This window comes from Albidovulum salinarum (assembly GCF_025673475.1).
Taxonomy (GTDB): Bacteria; Pseudomonadota; Alphaproteobacteria; order Rhodobacterales; family Rhodobacteraceae; genus Albidovulum; species Albidovulum salinarum.
On sequence record NZ_JAOVQO010000002.1, the window covers coordinates 190,226 to 205,734 of the forward strand.

Genomic DNA, 15,509 nt, shown 5'->3' on the forward strand with positions numbered 1-15,509 from the left:
GGACCCATGCGCGCGCTCCTGATCGCCGCCTCTCTCCTCGCCACCGGCCCGGCCCTTGCCGGGTCGCTGACGCTGGCTCCCGAGACGCTGACCGAGTGGAAGGCGGTCTACGGCCGCATCGAGGCGAAGGAGACGATCCCGGCCCGCGCGCGCATCGGCGGCACGATCCAGTCGCTCTCGGTCACCGAGGGCGATCTCGTGACCGCAGGCCAGGAGATCGCCGTCGTCCATGACGACAAGATCGCCTTCCAGATCGCCGCCCACGACGCCCAGATCGCCGCGCTCAAGGCGCAGCTTGCCACCGCCGAGACCGAGCTGAAGCGCGGCGAGACGCTGGTCGAACGCGGCGTCACTACCGTGCAAAGGCTCGACCAGCTCCGCACCTCCGTCGATGTGATCCGGGGCCAGATCTCGACCACCGAGGCGCAGCGCGACATCTCGGTCCAGCAAGCCTCCGAGGGCCGCGTGCTCGCGCCCTCCGCAGGCCGCGTCCTGACCGTGCCTGTCACCCCCGGCGCGGTGATCCTGCCCGGCGAGCCCGTCGCCACGATCGGCGGCGGCGGCTTCTTCCTGCGCCTCTCGATCCCCGAACGTCACGCGGGCGCGCTTGCCGAGGGCGATGCGATCCGCATCACCGACGGCGAGGAGAAGGATGGCCGCATCGCCAAGCTCTATCCCCAGATCGACAATGGCCGCGTCACCGCCGATGTCGAGGTCGCGGGGTTGGAAACCGCCTTCGTCAATGCCCGCGTCCTCGTCCGCCTGCCGGTCGGGACGCGCGAGGCGCTGGTGATCCCCGCCGATGCGGTGGCCACGCGGTCGGGCATCGACTTCGTCACCGTCTCTGAGGCGGGCGAGGAAGCCGAACGCGCTGTCGTCCTCGGCGAGGCCGTCAGCATCGACGGCGCCGAGATGGTCGAGATCCTGACCGGCCTTGAAGCCGGCGACACCGTGGTCACCCCATGACATCCGAGAACACCAAGCTCGGCATCGCCGGCGGACTCACGCGGGCTTTCATCGGCTCGCCGCTGACGCCCTTGTTCCTCATCGCCGCCTTCGTCTTCGGACTGGTGGCCCTCGTCTCGCTCCCGCGCGAGGAGGAGCCGCAGATCTCGGTGCCGATGGTCGACATCCTCGTGCGCGCCGACGGTTTGAAGGCCGCGGACGCCGTGAAGCTGATCACCGAACCTCTTGAGACCATCGTCAAGGGCATCGACGGGGTCGAGCATGTCTATTCGCAAAGCCGCGACGACCAGGTCATGGTCACCGCGCGCTTCCTCGTCGGCACCTCCTCGGACGCCGCCGTGCTTCGTGTTCACGACAAGGTTCGCGCCAACATGGACCGGATCCCGGTCGGCGTCCCCGAACCGCTGATCGTCGGGCGCGGCATCGACGACGTGGCGATCCTGTCCTTGACGCTCTCGCCGTCGGAGGCCGCCGCCGAGCGCGTCACCGCGAACGACCTCACCCGCATCGCCCGCGAGCTTAGGACCGAGATCGCCAAGATCCCCGATGTCGGCCTCACCTACATCGTCGGCGAGACCGGCGAGCGCATCCGCATCGCCCCCGATCCCGCCCGGCTGGCGCTGAACGGCGTCACACTCCAGCAGCTTGCCGGCAAGGTCCAGGGTGCCAACCGGGCGATACCGGTCGGCAATCTCCGCGACGCCGGCGAGCAGATCGAGCTTGTCGCCGGCGAAACCCTCGGCTCGCCGCAGGAGATCGGCAACCTTCTCCTCACCACCCGCGACGGCCGCCCGGTCTATGTCCGCGACGTGGCCGACGTGAGCTTCGCCGCGGGCGCCGAGGAGTTGCGCGTCGCCACCGTCACCAAGACCGAGGAAGGCCTTCTCCGCCGCCCCTCGGTGACGCTCGCCGTCGCCAAGCGCGCCGGTTCAAACGCGGTCACCGTCGCCGAGGCGATCCTCCACAAGGCCCATGCGCTCGAAGGCACGCTCATCCCCCACGACGTCGAGGTCGAGGTGACCCGCGACTACGGCGAAAGCGCCAACGAGAAGGCGAACGAGCTGCTCTACCACCTCGGCCTTGCCACGGTTTCGATCATCGCGCTGGTCTGGGCGACCATCGGCCGGCGCGAGGCGGTCGTCGTCGCGGTCGTTATCCCGGTGACGATCCTGCTGACGCTCTTCGCCTCCTGGCTCATGGGCTACACGCTCAACCGCGTCTCGCTCTTCGCGCTGATCTTTTCCATCGGTATCCTCGTCGATGACGCCATCGTGGTGATCGAGAACATCGCGCGGCACTGGGGCATGCATGACGGCCGCGACCGCAAGACGGCCGCTATCGACGCCGTGGCCGAGGTCGGCAACCCGACCATCGTCGCGACGCTGACCGTGGTCGCCGCACTCCTGCCGATGCTCTTCGTCTCGGGGCTCATGGGCCCCTACATGAGCCCGATCCCCGCGAATGCCTCCGCGGCGATGATCTTTTCCTTCTTCGTCGCGGTCATGGTCACGCCCTGGCTGATGCTCAAGGTCGCCGGCAAGGCGCCCACCCATGGCCACGCAGAGGGTCAGGGCGGCCCGCTCGGTCGCGCCTACACGGCCGTCGCCAAGCCGATCCTCGCCTCCAAGGCGCGGAGCTGGGGCTTCATCGGCGTGGTCCTCGTCCTCACCTTCGGCTCGCTCGCGCTCTTCTACACCAAGGACGTGACCGTGAAGCTCCTGCCCTTCGACAACAAGTCGGAGCTGCAGGTGACGATCGACCTGCCCGAGGGCTCCCCGGTCGAAGCGACCGACGCGGTCACCCAGTCCGTCGCCCGCGCGGTCCTCGACCTGCCCGAGGTCCGCTCGGTCCAGACCCATGCCGGCACGGCGGCCCCCTTCAACTTCAACGGCCTCGTGCGGCACTCCTACCTGCGCTCCGGCCCCGAGATGGGCGAGGTCGCGATCAACCTCCTGCCCAAGGGCGAACGCGACCGCACCAGCCACGAGATCGCGCTGGAGATCCGGACCCGGATCATGGCGCTGCCGGTGCCCGAGGGCACCTCGCTCAAGACCGTCGAGCCGCCCCCCGGCCCGCCGGTGCTCGCGACGCTCCTGGCCGAGATCTACGGGCCCGACCCCGAGACCCGCCGCCAGGTCGCCGAGAAGGTCGAGGCCGCCTTCCGCTCGATTCCCTACATCGTCGACGTGGACAATTCCTACGGCGACCCCGCCCGGCGACTCCGCGCCACGATCTCGACCGACAATGCCGAGTTCTTCCAGGTCCAGGAATCCGACGTCCTCGACACGATCGCGATCCTGAATGGCGGCGCGACCGTGGGCTATTCCCATCGCGGCGAGGGCCGCCAGCCGATCCCGATCCGCGTGGAACGGCCGAAGGGCGAACGTACGATGGACGAGGCCTTCCTCACCACGCCGATCCCGGCGAACGTGCTGCCCGGCGCACGCGGCGTGGTCGAGCTTGGCGATGTCGTCGACGTGACCGAGGAACGCGCCTCCTACCCGGTCTTCCGCCACAACGGCCTCGCAGCCGAGATGGTGACGGCCGAGCTCGCGGGCGATTTCGAGGCGCCGCTCTACGGCATGCTCGCCGTGCAGGAAGCGCTCGACGCGCAGGACTGGACCGGCCTGCCGAAACCGGTGGTGGCATTCCACGGCCAACCCGAGGACGAAAGCGCGCCCACGCTCCTCTGGGACGGCGAATGGGAGGTGACCTGGGTCACCTTCCGCGACATGGGCGCGGCCTTCGGCGTGGCGCTTCTGGGCATCTACATCCTCGTCGTCGCGCAGTTCGGCTCGTTCAAGGTGCCGCTGGTGATCCTGACGCCGATTCCGCTGACCTTCATCGGCATCCTCTTCGGTCACTGGGCCTTTGGCGCGCCGTTCTCGGCGACCTCGATGATCGGCTTCATCGCGCTTGCCGGCATCATCGTCAGGAACTCGATCCTGCTCGTGGACTTCATCCGCCACGCCCCCGGCCGCGACCGCCCCCTGACCGAGATCCTGATCGAGGCCGGCGCGATCCGCTTCAAGCCGATCCTCCTGACCGCGCTCGCGGCGATGATCGGCGCGGCGGTGATCCTGACCGACCCGATCTTCCAGGGCCTCGCGATATCGCTCCTCTTCGGCCTCGCCTCCTCGACGCTCCTGACGGTGCTGGTGATCCCGGCCGTCTACCGGGTGCTCCGGACCTGAGCCGGCGGCAGCCAGCCGCGCAAGCCCCGTGCGCGGCTGGATTTCCGCCCGCCTTTCTGGCAGACTGAGCCTCAGGGGAACGGCACCTGCGGGTGCCGTGGTACTAATCGGGCGCATAGACCCGAGATGGTGGATCGCGACGAATCGACAGAATTGAAACGGCGTCGCGAGACTGCCGTCCGGCGTCGTTGCAGACGCTCTGCGCGATTCTTCCATCCGCTTGCCACCTAGGGACGGTGCCGACGCCTTTCGAGTTCGGAGGGGGATGGGTGTCCGCGTACAAAGCAGCACTGGACCTGCACCTGAGCCCTGTCCCCGCACCGGATGACGGGCGCGGGGTCTTCTGGAGCAAGGCCCACCGGCTCGCATTCGACCGGCTCGGCTTCGCGGCCAAGAGCCGCGCGCCGCTCACCATCTTCACGGGAGAACCGGGCACCGGCCGCTCGACCCTGATCCGTGAACTCGCGCGGCACGAAAAGGCCGAGCGCATCACCCGGATCATCCCGGATCCCGCCCGGCTCTCCGGCGACACCTGCGCCGCCGTGCTGGAGGTCTTCGAAGAACCGCACGAACCCGACCGGCGCGACCTGAACTGCGCCGCGCTCGCGGCCTTCCTCAAGACTGCGGCATCGGATGACTCCGCCCCGCTTCTGGTCATCGACGACGCCGACGGGCTGTCGGAAGACGCGCTCTCGGCGCTGTGCTTTTTCGCCACCGGCGGCCTCGACGAGGGACCGCGCCTCAAACTCGTTCTGGTCGGCCCGCCGTCGCTCCACGACCGGATCAATCGCGCGGCGCCCGATCTCGTCGGCCCGAGCTTCGAGCTTGGCCCCATGACCCGTGAGGACACGGCCGACTATGTCCGCCACATCGTGAAGGCAGCCGGCGGGCGCCCGGACGCCTTCGACGCCGAGGCGATGAAGGATATCTTCGACCGGACCAACGGCGTGCCGAAAAGGATCGACGCTCTCCGCCCGGACTGGTCCAACGCTCCCCCGGATTCGGGGGCCGCACGGACCGCCGGCGCACCGGCCCGCGTGGTGAACCTCCCGACGTCGCGGATCACCCTGAGGATGCCGTCGGGCGACGCCAAGCCCCGGACGTTCGCCCCCCAGAAGCCGGACCCGGCCAGATCGCAACGTCAGACCCTGCCGCGGTTCATGGTTCCAAAGAGCAAGGCTCCAGCCGCCCCGACGCCAGACCAGGCCGGCTCCGCGACGCCTCCGGCGCCCCCCGGGCCGGGTTCGAACCTTCCGGTCGCGCCGACCGCGCGCCGCGCCCCCGCCACCGTACTCGCCTCAATCCTGCACCGGTCCGGCTCCGCCGGCGAGGCCCGACTGCCTTTGCTGATCCTCACCGTACGGGCGGACACTGAACATCCACCGCCCGCGGCGCCCCCCGCCCCGGCTTCCGGGGCCAGACCCTCGACCGAGGCGCCTGCCCTCGCCCCACCGTCGCGACCGGCAGGCTGGCGCCTTGAGGCCATCGCGCTGATCCTCCTCGCGACAGTCGGCGCCGCGGCCCATCTGACCGAACCGGGCACACCGTTCGAATCCCGGCTCTCCGCGCTCCGGGATCGCGCCGAGACACTGTTCGGCGCCGCGCCGAGCCGGATCGCACCAGCCCCGACCGCCGCGCCGGAAAGCCTTGCCGCCGCGTCCCCGCGGACCTCCGCCGACCAGTTCCGCACCGCACCAGCCCCGACCGCCGCGCCTGAAAGCCTCGGCGCCGCGTCCCCGCGGACCTCCGCCGACCAGTTCCGCTCCGCGCCGAGCCGGACCGGACCAGCCCCGACCGCCGCGCCGGATAGCCTCGGCGCCGCGTCCCCGCGGACCTCCGCCGACCAGTTCCGCACCCCGCCGAGCCGGACCGGGCCGGAGACAGCCCTGGGATCGGACCACCCGGCCGCCCGGGCGCTCGCCCCACCGAAGCCCAGGCCCCGAACCATCTTGATCCGCGCCGCAAATGGCGGCGACGAACGAACCGGCCGCCGCCAAGCTGACCGGAACCGCGGCGACAGGGCGGACGGCTTCGGCAGGAACGGCTTCACCGGGATCAACCGGAGCGGCTTCGGCAATGTCGTCGTGAGCGGAAACGGCGACGGAAACCGCAAAGTCGTCCGCAAGGGCAAGGGTGGCAGCAACGGTAAGGGAAAGGGCAAGAGCAAGGGGAAAAGCAAGGACAGGAGTCGCGGCAAAGACAAAGACGGCGGCCGGAAGAAGTAGCGGATCCGCGAGCAGATCTCGCCCGTCCAAGCGGTGCGCAAAGATCATGGCGGTTATGCCAAGCTGTTGCGAATACTTGATTTCATGGTGCCCCCAGAGGGACTTGAACCCCCGACCCCCTGATTACAAATCAGATGCTCTACCAGCTGAGCTATAGGGGCACATCCGTGGAGATAAATCTCCCCGCGCCCGCGCGCAAGCCTCATCCGACATGACGAAGCGCCTCGGCGAGCAACCGGCCGGGCGGCAGCGCGGCGGCGAACGTCACCGCGTCGCGCTCATCGGGACCGGGCGGCTCCAGCGCGGCGAACTGGCTTGGCACCAGTTCAGGCGCGAAGAAATGGCCCGACCGGGCGGCGACACGGGCGGCGGCGGTCTCCGCGTCGCAGGCGAGATAGAGAAAGCGGCAGACACCGAGTCCGGCCCGCAGCCGGTCGCGGTGGGCGTGCCGCAGCGCCGAACAGGCGACGACCACGCGTCCCGGCGTCTTCGCCCCGGCCTCGGCGAGCCGGTCGAGCCAGCCCTCGCGCATGGCGTCGGTCAGCGGCCGCCCGGCGGCCATCGCTGCGATGTTGCCCTCGGGGTGGTAGGCGTCGCCCTCGATGAACCGCGCTCCGAGAGCCCTTGCCAGTGCGGCGGCCAGCGTCGACTTTCCGGCCCCCGCCACGCCCATCACCACGACGACGCGCGGGGCCAACGCGCTCACCGCGCGCGTGCCTTCAGGTTCGCCCGCGCGAGCAGCCCCACCGCCACCAGCCCCACCGCGATCACCAGAAGCGCCGGCGGCGCCGCCTCGGCGATGTTTTCCAGACTCGCCTTCTCATGCGCCCGGGTCGCAAGTGTATCGTAGTTGAACGGGCGCAAGAGCAGCGTCGCCGGCAGCTCCTTCACGCAATCGACGAAGACGAGCAGCAGCGCCGTGCCGACCGAGCCTTTCATCAGCGGCAGATAGACCTCGCGCAGGGCGCCGCCCGCCGTGCGGCCGAGCGACCGCGCCGCCATCGGCAGGGAGGGCGAGACCCGGCCGAATGCCGCATCGGTCGCGCCCTGGGCGATGGCGAAGAAGCGCACCGTGTAGGCGAAGACGATCGCCGCCGCCGAGCCGGTGAGGATCAGGCCCGGATCGCGTCCGGTCAGCCACAGCACCGCGTCCGCCACCCGGTGGTCGAAGGCCGCGACGGGAATGAGGATGCCGACCGCCAGCACCGCGCCCGGCGCGGCATAGCCGATCGTCGTCACCGGCAGCACCAGCTTCGGCAGCCGCCGCCCGGTGAGCCGCACCCCGTAGACCATGAAGAGGGCACCCGTGACGGTCAGCAGCGCCGCCGCCCCGCCCACCGTCAGCGTGTTCAGAAACGCACGGCCAAGACCGGCGCCGAGCCAGGTCTCGGGCGAGTCGAAGGCATGGCCCACGATCACCCCGAGCGGCAGAACGAAGCCCATCGCCACCGGCAGCACGCAAAGCAGCGTCGCCACCCGCCCCGCCCAGCCGGTCAGCGCGATCTTCGTCACCGGCCGCGACTGCCGCGCCGACTGGTAGTAGCGCGAATTGCGCCGGCTGACCTTCTCCAGCGCCACGAGCGCGAGGATCACCGCGAGGATCACGCAGGCGATCTGCGCCGCGCCGCCGGCATTGCCGGTCTCGAGCCAGACCGTGAAGATCCCGGTCGTCAGCGTCTGCACCGCGAAGAAGTCGACGACGCCGAAATCGTTTACCGTCTCCATCATCACGATCGCCGCCCCGGCCGCGATCGCCGGCCGCGCGAGCGGCATCCCGACCCGCCAGAAGAGCCCGACCGGCCCCGCTCCGAGCGCGCGCGCGACCTCGTAGCTCGCCGCCGAGGTCTCGCGGAAAGCGGCGCGGGCGAGCATGTAGACGTAAGGATACATCGCCGCGGCAAGGACGACCACCGCCCCGGTGCGCGAGCGGACCGCCGGAAACCAGTAGTCGCGCGCCGAGGTCCAGCCCATCGCGTCGCGCAAGGTGACCTGGACCGGGCCGGAATAGTCGAGGAAATCCACCAGCGCATAGGCGCCGATATAGGCCGGGATCGCCAGCGGCAGGAGCAGCAGCCATTCGAGAAGCCGCGAGAACGGGAAGCGGTACATCGTCACGAGCCAGGCCGCCCCTGCCCCCACCGCCGCCGCGAGCGCGCCGGTCGCCACCGTCAGGATCGCGGTGTTCGCGGCATAGCGCGGCAGCGTCGTCGACAGGAGATGCGGCCAGATGTTCTCGGTCGGATGGAAGGCGAGCACCAGCACCGCGACGATCGGCATCACCACGAGCGCGGCGATCGCGAATGCACCCGCCGACCAAAGGCCGCTTCCGGCTCTCGGACCATGCGACGCGGCCGCCCGCGCCCGGCCCCTGCCCGCCACGATTCCCCCGCCCGCGATTGCTTGACTGTTTTGCTCGGCCATGACCACAGCGGTTACAGGAAAGCGGTTTTCCTGTCCAGCAAGCCCGTATAGGGTCTGCGCCGGAAGCGATTGGGAACGGACCGGCGTCATGCAGATCGTGTATCACCTCGGGGCGCACTGCACCGACGAGGAACGGCTCCTCCGGGCGCTTTTGAAGAATCGCGGCACGCTCGAGGCGCGCGGCATCTCGGTGCCCGCTTCGCGGCAATACCGGACGCTGCTGCCCAAGGTGGCCAAGTCGCTCAGGGGCGGCTATGCCGGCGCCGATGCCCAGCAGGTCATCCTCGACGCGGTGATGGAGACCGAGACGGCGCAGAGGCTCGTCTTCAGCCACGACGGCCTGATCTGCTTTCCGGTCAACGTCGTCGCCGACGGCGTCTTCTACGCCACCGCACCGATGCGCATCGCCTCCTATGCCAATCTCTTCCCCGAAGCCGAGACCGAGTTCCACCTCGCGCTGCGCAACCCCGCGACGCTGGTCCCGGCGCTGATCGAGCGCGCGGCGGACCGGAGCTATGCCGAGGTCATGGGCCACGCCGACCCAATGGCGCTGCGCTGGGCGCCCGCGATCGAGCGGGTGCTCGACCAGCGCCCCGACCTCCATCTCACGCTCTGGTGCAACGAGGACACGCCGCTCCTCTGGCCGGAGATCCTGCGCGGCCTCGCCGGGCTCGGGTCCGACGCGGTGCTCGAAGGCGATTTCGACCTGCTCGCGACGATCATGACCGAGGACGGGCTCTCCGAGCTCAAGGCCCATCTCGACGCGCATCCGCCCGAGACGGTCGCCGAGCGGCGCGCGATCACCGCCGACTTCCTCGACCGCTTCGCCCGCCCCGAGGAGATCGAGGTCGAGATCGCGCTGCCCGGCTGGGACGAGGCGCTCGTCGCCGCCATGACCGCGGCCTACGAGGAGGACTGCGCCGAGATCGCTTCGATGCCGGGCGTGACCTTCCTGCAGCCCTGACCCTACCAGCTCTCGCCGAAGGGCCTGAGGTCGAGTTCGAAGCTCCAGGCTTGCCGGTCCTGCCGGGTCACCACGAAGGCGGCCTCGGCGACGCCCTCGGCCGAGAGGAAGAAGGTCTCCGGCTTGTCCGGCATCCGCGCCTTGGTGGTGGCGAGATCGACGACCCCGTCCAAGACCAGATAGGCGACATGGATGTTCTCCGGCCCGAGCTGGCGGGCAAGCGACTGGGCAACAGAGCGCTGCGCCGCCTTTCCGGCCGCGAAGGCGATGGTGCCGGGACGTCCGCGCAGCGCAGCCCCCGCGCCGATCACCACGATATTGCCGCGCCCGAGCTCCCGCATGCCGGGCAGCACGCCCTTCGCGGCCAGGAAGAGCCCGACCGCGTTGACCTCGACATCGCGGCGCAGGGCGTCGGCGTCCAGCGCGTCGATATCGCCCCAATGCGCCGATCCGGCGTTGAAGACGAGCGTCTCGATGGGCCCGAGATCGGCGCGGATCGCCGCCAGCGCCGCATCGAGCGAAGCCGGATCCGTCACGTCGCAGGCATAGCCATGCGCGTCACTCACCGAGGCGAGCGCCGCCGCATCCGGCCCGCGCCGTGAACAGAGCCCGAGCGCATATCCGCCTTCCGAGAACCGCCGGGCGCAGGCCATCCCGTTGCCGGGACCGACTCCGAGAATGGCGCAAACCGGTTTGGTCATGGCTTCCTCCCTCCCTCATGCTCTGCCCGAGCATAGCACGACGCAAGGGCGCGCGCGCCGGAAGGAAGGCGAAGCCGGCTCACTCCATGCCGAGCGCGGCCTTGTACATCTCCAGCACCGCCTCTTCCTCGGCGATGTCGTCCTTGTCGCGCTTCCTGAGCGCGACGATCTTGCGCAGCACCTTGGTGTCGTAGCCGCGGCCCTTGGCCTCGGCCATCACTTCCTTCTGCTGCTCGGCGATGTCCTTCTTCTCGGCCTCCAGATGCTCGTAGCGTTCGATGAACTGGCGCAGCTCGTCGGCGGCGACGTTGTAGGTGGCATCGGACACGGGCTGGTTCATCACGCATTCTCCTCTGGGGGGCCGGCGTCCTGACTAGACGCTCGCGCGCGGTGCTTCAAGGCCCGGCCTTGCCCTCACGGCGGCTTCGCGCTAGGGCGGGCGGAGGCAAGGGGAGGACCGCCATGGACTGGCTCATCTGGACCGGCGCGCTGGTCACGTTCGCGGGGCTCGCCGCACTCGTCTGGTGCATCCTGAGCGTCGCCCGTGCCCGCCGCGAAAACCTGCCCGACCCCGAACTCCGCGCCCGCCTGCAGCGCGCGGTCACGCTGAATTTCGCGGCCCTCCTGCTGTCGGCGCTCGGGCTGATGATGGTGGTCGCCGGCATCATGCTCGGCTGAACCGGCCCATTCATCTTGCTCCAAATATCCCCCGCGGAGCGTCCTGCCCCGGCGGCATTTGCCTCCGGCGGGGATATTTTCGGCAAGATGAAGCTCAGTCGTTCAGATCGGCGAATTTCCGGCCGTTCTTGATCAGCTCCTCCCAGAGCGCGGCCGGGCGCCAGAACGCCTCCTCCTCGCGGGCGTAGTCGACGAGCCGCTTGCGCAGGGCGAGCAAACCGGCCTGGTCGGCCGCCAGCATCGGCCCGCCGCGCCAGCGCGGGAAGCCGTAGCCGAGAAGCATAACGAGGTCGATGTCCGACGGCCGCGCCGCGATCCCCTCCTCGAGGATCCGCGCGCCCTCGTTGGCCATCGCCGCGAGCACCCGGTCCTGAATCTCCGCCGCCGTGACCTCGCGCGCGACGATGCCGCGCGCCTCGCGCTCGGCCGCGATCAGCGCCAGCACGTCGGGATCCTCCACGCCCTGCCAAGCGCGCTCGGGGTAAAGGTAGTATCCCTTGCCCGCCTTCCGCCCGAGCCGCCCCGCCTCGCAGAGACGGTCGCCGATCGCGACATAGCGGCGCGCCGGATCCCGCGTCGCGGCGAGCCGCCTGCGACGCGCCCAGGAGATGTCGAGCCCGGCCATGTCGAGCACCTGGTAGGGTCCGGCCGGGAAGCCCCAGGCGACCATCGCCCGGTCGATCTCGTAAGGCGAGGCGCCATCCTCGAGAAGGAAATCCGCAGCCGTGCGGTAGGCGGTCAGGATCCGGTTGCCGATGAACCCGTCGCAGACCCCGGCGCGCACCGCGACCTTGCCGATCCGCCGGGCGAGCGCGAAGGCGGAGGCGATGACATCGGGCGCGGTCTCCGCTCCCACGACGACCTCGACGAGCCGCATCGCCTGCACCGGCGAGAAGAAATGCAGCCCGATCACGTCGCCGGGCCGCGCCGTCGCCGCCGCGATCCGGTTGACGTCCAGGTAAGAGGTGTTGGTGGCCAGGACCGCGCCCGGCCGCGCCACCCGGTCGAGCTCGGCGAAGATCCCCGCCTTCACCGCCTCGTCCTCGTAGGCCGCCTCGATAACAAGGTCAGACCCGGCGAGCGCCGCGAGTCCGGTCGCCCCGGCGAGCCGCGCCCATTCGGCCTCACGCGCCTCGGGGCTGAGCCGGCCCTTCGCGACCGCCCTCTCGTGATGGGTGGCGACGCGCGCAAGCCCCGCGGCAAGCGCCTCGCCGTCGCGCTCCACCAGCGTCACGCTGCAGCCCGCCCCGAGGAGCGCCGTGGCAATGCCCGCCCCCATCAGGCCACCGCCGACGACGCCGACGTTGTGGATCTCGCGCGGCTTCACATGAGCGAGGTCGGGCTGCTTCGCCGCGCGGCGCTCGGCGAGGAAGGCGTGGCGCAGGGCCGCCGCCTCCGACGTCGCGACGAGATCCTCGAAGGCGGCGCGCTCGAAGGCGAAGCCTTCGTCCTCGGGCAGGAGCAGCGCCGCCTCGACACAATCGATGATCCGCCCCGGCGCGGGCAGTTGCGGATCGCCCAGTCCCGACCGCGCCGCGGCCACCGCCAGAAGCCAGGCGCCGGGATCGACCCGGCGGCGCTGCTCCTCCACCTCGGGCAGCTCCGCCTCGCCGGCGAGATAAGCCCGCGCGAGCCGTTCGGCCGCCGCCGCCGAGCCGCCCTCGGTCACCGCGTCGACGAGCCCGAGTTCCTCCGCCCGCGCCGCGCCGATCGGCAGCCCGCTCAGCATCAGCCCAAGCGCCCGCTTCGCACCGATGAGCCGCGGCAGCCGCTGGGTGCCCCCGGCGCCGGGCAGGATCCCGAGCGTGACCTCCGGCAGGCCGAGCTCGGTGCCCGGTTCGGCAAGCCGCACCCGCGCCGCGAGCGCAAGCTCCAGCCCGCCGCCAAGCACCATGCCATGCAACGCCGCGATCACCGGCTTGGCGCTCCCGGCGACCGCCTGGCAGAGCTCGGGCAGCGAGGGCGCCTCCGGCGGCCGCCCGAACTCGCGGATATCGGCGCCCGCGGGCCAGGTCCGACCCGCCGCGGTGAGCACGATCACCTGCACGCCGGGATCATGGAGCGCGGCCCCGAGCGCGGTCATCAGCGCGCCGCGCAAGCCGGCGCCGAGCGCGTTCACCGGGGGATTGTCGAGCGTGATCGTGGCGATCCCGTCGCCGATGGCGATGCCTGCCTCTTCCGTCATGCCTGCCCTTCTCGCGAAGCGGTTCTCTCGACCACTCTACGGCTCAGACGCGGCTTGGCAACAACCGGCTATCCACGCGGCGTCATTTGCGTGGCGCGCAGTTGCGGCAGAATGGCGTGGCGGGGATGAGGTCGAGCCGCTCCTCGGCAATCTGGTTGCCGCATTGCACGCAAAAGCCGTATTCGTCCTCCTCGACCCGGCCAAGCGCGGCCTCGATCATGCGCAGCTCCTGGCGGGCCGACTGGCCGAGATCCTCGAGCACCTCGTCGGCCTCGCGCTCCGTCGCCATCTCTTCCCAATCCTTGGCCTCATGGCTGTCGAACTCGGCGCCGATCTCGGCAATGCGGGCCTGCAGGTCGTTGCGGCGGGCTTCAAGCTCGGCCTTGCGTTGGGCGACGGATTTCATATGGGTCTCCTCTACCAGTCACCTTTCCTACATATTAAGGCTGGGCATCCGCCGGCCTTGATGCAAGTCAATCCTGCCGTCTCAACCCCGGATTGTTCACTTTTTGCCAATTCGGCCTGGTTTTCACCGCCCGGAGCGGCGGCACGCGCCGGACCACCGTCGGCTCTTCCGTCCGGCGCGGTTGGCCGGTATGTTCGCCGCGCCCCGCATCCCGTCCGGCACCGTCCGGCGCGCCCCGCCTTAGGAGAGATCATGGAGATCCGCCACCTGACCCCCGACTACGCCGTCTCGCCGCAGATCGCGCCCGAGGATGTGGCGGCGATCCGCGCGGCCGGCTTCGCGCTGGTGATCGACAACCGGCCGGATGGCGAGATCCCGGCCGATCTGCACACCGACCGGTTGCGGCTCGTGGTGGAGGCGGCGGGCCTCGGCTTCGTCGCCAATCCGGTGATAGGCGGCGCGATCACGACCGAGAACGTGACCGCGCAGCGCGAGGCGATCGCCGCGGCGACGGGGCCGGTCCTCGCCTATTGCGCCTCCGGCAACCGCTCCTCGATCGTCTGGGCGTTGAGCCAGGCCGGCCTGCGCCCGACCGCCGAGCTGATCGAGACCGCCGCGCGCTGGGGCTACAATCTCGAACCGTTCCGCCCCCATATCGACGCTCTGGCCGCGCGCTGAACGCCGCGCCGCAAGCCCGGCCGGAATCCCGGCCCTAGGCCGGCGTCGCGCGCTCCCGCGGGCCGCGCGTTCAGGCCTGTCCCGCTGCCGGACCCGGCTCCGCCGGTTCCGGCAGGGCGGCACCGGTTTCGGGCTCTTCGATGCCGACGAGAAGCCGGACCGCGTAGCTGCCCTGGCATTGCCCGAGACGCCCGTATCCGATGAGGCGCGGCCCCCGGCCTTCCACGCGGAGCCTTGACAGCACGCCCTTCGAGAGCGTCAGCATCGCCCCCGGCTTCAGCGCCAGCACCTCGGCCAGCGGCAGCCTGACACGGTCGAGCACCGCCTCGAGATCGGCGCCCGCGCCCATCACCGCGGCCTCGATCCGGTCGCTCCAGACCCGGGCCGCCGCCGCATCCTTCGCCGATTCCGGACCGGTCCCGCCCCGCGGGGCCGGGGCCGCTCCACGCCCCGCGGCCGGCAGGGCGATGAGGAGCGTTCCCTGCCGCGCGGCCTCGGCACCGAACCGCAGCGCGAGCGCGATCACGCGGTAGGCCGGCTCCTCGAGGATGAGCGCGAGCGGGCGCGGGTCTTCGAGAAACGAGGCATAGCGGAAGCCTCCGGCCCAGGTCAGCGCCGGATCGGACGCGAGGAGCGTCTCGGCGGTGCCGAGGACCCGGTCGAGAAACCGCGCCGACATCGCCGCATCGGTGCGCGTCGGCCGCCGCGCAGCAACGTCCGCACCGCCGATCCGCCCGGTGGTCTGGATCTCGATCAGGCTCGCCAGCGTTTCGGCCGACAGCACGGCGAGCCCGAGCCCCTCGCCCGGCCCCTCGATCACGGCAAGGAGCGCCCGGTCCGGCAACAGCTCCGGTATCTCCGCCGCCGACACCCGGGTCTCGGTAGCGTCATCGACCGCCACCGCCAGCTTCAGCATCTCCTGCGCCGCCTTGGCGAAGGCCTGACCGAAAAGCCGCGCGGGCGTGGGCGCGGGATCGCCGGCGGCCGCCCTGCCCGCCCCGGCCTTCCGCTTCAAGACTGACTCTGGCGCGTGCTCGCTCATGCCTCCGTTCCCGCCGCGATGGGCCACGGGCCTTCACGGGCCAGCGTCG

The 15,509-nt window shown here is 70.6% G+C and carries 13 protein-coding genes and 1 tRNA gene; 6 read left to right on the forward strand and 8 right to left on the reverse strand.

Annotation, left to right across the window (positions count from 1 at the left end; translation table 11 throughout):
- The first annotated feature begins 6 nt into the window (after positions 1-6).
- The 3 genes from OEZ60_RS02960 (at position 7) to OEZ60_RS02970 (ending at position 6,385) form a co-directional block, all read left to right on the forward strand.
- Positions 7-966 (forward strand): efflux RND transporter periplasmic adaptor subunit, encoded by a 960-nt coding sequence (locus tag OEZ60_RS02960; RefSeq protein WP_263333061.1) that lies wholly within the window; start codon positions 7-9, stop codon positions 964-966.
- Complete coding sequence (locus OEZ60_RS02965; RefSeq protein WP_263333063.1) at positions 963-4,160, forward strand: efflux RND transporter permease subunit; 3,198 nt, start codon at positions 963-965, stop codon at positions 4,158-4,160. Before OEZ60_RS02960 ends, OEZ60_RS02965 begins: the two co-directional genes overlap by 4 nt.
- 188 nt (positions 4,161-4,348) lie before the next feature.
- On the forward strand, positions 4,349-6,385 hold the full coding sequence (locus OEZ60_RS02970) for an AAA family ATPase (RefSeq protein ID WP_263333065.1): 2,037 nt from the start codon (positions 4,349-4,351) through the stop codon (positions 6,383-6,385).
- Positions 6,386-6,470: 85 nt separating this feature from the next.
- Here OEZ60_RS02970 and OEZ60_RS02975 read toward each other — a convergent pair.
- The 3 genes from OEZ60_RS02975 to OEZ60_RS02985 all read right to left on the reverse strand — a co-directional run bounded on the left by OEZ60_RS02975 (position 6,471) and on the right by OEZ60_RS02985 (position 8,662).
- A tRNA-Thr gene (locus OEZ60_RS02975) sits at positions 6,471-6,546 on the reverse strand.
- A gap of 41 nt (positions 6,547-6,587) precedes the next feature.
- Positions 6,588-7,091 (reverse strand): gluconokinase, encoded by a 504-nt coding sequence (locus OEZ60_RS02980; RefSeq protein ID WP_263333067.1) that lies wholly within the window; start codon positions 7,089-7,091, stop codon positions 6,588-6,590.
- Positions 7,088-8,662: an ABC transporter permease gene (locus OEZ60_RS02985; RefSeq protein WP_263333259.1), complete on the reverse strand. Its 1,575-nt coding sequence runs from the start codon at positions 8,660-8,662 to the stop codon at positions 7,088-7,090. Before OEZ60_RS02985 ends, OEZ60_RS02980 begins: the two co-directional genes overlap by 4 nt.
- A gap of 232 nt (positions 8,663-8,894) precedes the next feature.
- On the opposite strand from OEZ60_RS02985, the gene OEZ60_RS02990 reads away from it, so the two are divergent.
- Positions 8,895-9,770 carry a hypothetical protein gene (locus OEZ60_RS02990; protein ID WP_263333069.1) on the forward strand — a complete coding sequence of 292 codons (876 nt, stop codon included), beginning with the start codon at positions 8,895-8,897 and terminating at the stop codon, positions 9,768-9,770.
- Between the two features lie 2 nt (positions 9,771-9,772).
- On the opposite strand, the gene OEZ60_RS02995 is transcribed toward OEZ60_RS02990, so the two are convergent.
- Together OEZ60_RS02995 and OEZ60_RS03000 are read right to left on the reverse strand one after the other, a co-directional pair.
- Positions 9,773-10,471 (reverse strand): SDR family NAD(P)-dependent oxidoreductase, encoded by a 699-nt coding sequence (locus tag OEZ60_RS02995; RefSeq protein WP_263333071.1) that lies wholly within the window; start codon positions 10,469-10,471, stop codon positions 9,773-9,775.
- A 79-nt stretch (positions 10,472-10,550) separates the two neighbouring features.
- On the reverse strand, positions 10,551-10,811 hold the full coding sequence (locus tag OEZ60_RS03000) for a DUF2312 domain-containing protein (protein ID WP_263333073.1): 261 nt from the start codon (positions 10,809-10,811) through the stop codon (positions 10,551-10,553).
- A gap of 122 nt (positions 10,812-10,933) precedes the next feature.
- Here OEZ60_RS03000 and OEZ60_RS03005 point away from each other — a divergent pair, with 122 nt between their 5' ends.
- Positions 10,934-11,149 carry a hypothetical protein gene (locus OEZ60_RS03005; RefSeq protein ID WP_263333075.1) on the forward strand — a complete coding sequence of 72 codons (216 nt, stop codon included), beginning with the start codon at positions 10,934-10,936 and terminating at the stop codon, positions 11,147-11,149.
- A 94-nt stretch (positions 11,150-11,243) separates the two neighbouring features.
- On the opposite strand, the gene OEZ60_RS03010 is transcribed toward OEZ60_RS03005, so the two are convergent.
- Both OEZ60_RS03010 and OEZ60_RS03015 read right to left on the reverse strand, forming a co-directional pair.
- The gene (locus OEZ60_RS03010; protein ID WP_263333078.1) at positions 11,244-13,334 is read right to left on the reverse strand and encodes a 3-hydroxyacyl-CoA dehydrogenase NAD-binding domain-containing protein; all 2,091 of its coding nucleotides are present in this window, start codon (positions 13,332-13,334) and stop codon (positions 11,244-11,246) included.
- Between the two features lie 82 nt (positions 13,335-13,416).
- Complete coding sequence (locus tag OEZ60_RS03015) at positions 13,417-13,740, reverse strand: TraR/DksA family transcriptional regulator (RefSeq protein ID WP_263333080.1); 324 nt, start codon at positions 13,738-13,740, stop codon at positions 13,417-13,419.
- Between the two features lie 252 nt (positions 13,741-13,992).
- Between OEZ60_RS03015 and OEZ60_RS03020 the strand changes: the two genes are divergently transcribed.
- Positions 13,993-14,418, forward strand: coding sequence for a protein tyrosine phosphatase family protein (locus OEZ60_RS03020; RefSeq protein ID WP_263333082.1), 426 nt, complete (start codon positions 13,993-13,995; stop codon positions 14,416-14,418).
- A gap of 70 nt (positions 14,419-14,488) precedes the next feature.
- On the opposite strand, the gene OEZ60_RS03025 is transcribed toward OEZ60_RS03020, so the two are convergent.
- A complete protein-coding gene (locus OEZ60_RS03025; protein ID WP_263333084.1) occupies positions 14,489-15,460 on the reverse strand; it encodes a FliM/FliN family flagellar motor C-terminal domain-containing protein in 972 nt (323 codons plus the stop codon).
- Positions 15,461-15,509 lie beyond the last annotated feature (49 nt).

Excerpts from the sequence above, each read along its gene's own strand:
- OEZ60_RS03000 (WP_263333073.1), bottom strand. The coding sequence starts at position 10,811 with ATGAACCAGCCCGTGTCCGATGCCACCTACAACGTCGCCGCCGACGAG.
- OEZ60_RS03015 (WP_263333080.1), bottom strand. The coding sequence starts at position 13,740 with ATGAAATCCGTCGCCCAACGCAAGGCCGAGCTTGAAGCCCGCCGCAAC.
- OEZ60_RS02995 (WP_263333071.1), bottom strand. The coding sequence starts at position 10,471 with ATGACCAAACCGGTTTGCGCCATTCTCGGAGTCGGTCCCGGCAACGGG.
- OEZ60_RS02985 (WP_263333259.1), bottom strand. The coding sequence starts at position 8,662 with ATGCCGATCGTCGCGGTGCTGGTGCTCGCCTTCCATCCGACCGAGAAC.
- OEZ60_RS03020 (WP_263333082.1), top strand. The coding sequence starts at position 13,993 with ATGGAGATCCGCCACCTGACCCCCGACTACGCCGTCTCGCCGCAGATC.
- OEZ60_RS02965 (WP_263333063.1), top strand. The coding sequence starts at position 963 with ATGACATCCGAGAACACCAAGCTCGGCATCGCCGGCGGACTCACGCGG.
- OEZ60_RS03025 (WP_263333084.1), bottom strand. The coding sequence starts at position 15,460 with ATGAGCGAGCACGCGCCAGAGTCAGTCTTGAAGCGGAAGGCCGGGGCG.
- OEZ60_RS02960 (WP_263333061.1), top strand. The coding sequence starts at position 7 with ATGCGCGCGCTCCTGATCGCCGCCTCTCTCCTCGCCACCGGCCCGGCC.
- OEZ60_RS03010 (WP_263333078.1), bottom strand. The coding sequence starts at position 13,334 with ATGACGGAAGAGGCAGGCATCGCCATCGGCGACGGGATCGCCACGATC.
- OEZ60_RS03005 (WP_263333075.1), top strand. The coding sequence starts at position 10,934 with ATGGACTGGCTCATCTGGACCGGCGCGCTGGTCACGTTCGCGGGGCTC.
- OEZ60_RS02990 (WP_263333069.1), top strand. The coding sequence starts at position 8,895 with ATGCAGATCGTGTATCACCTCGGGGCGCACTGCACCGACGAGGAACGG.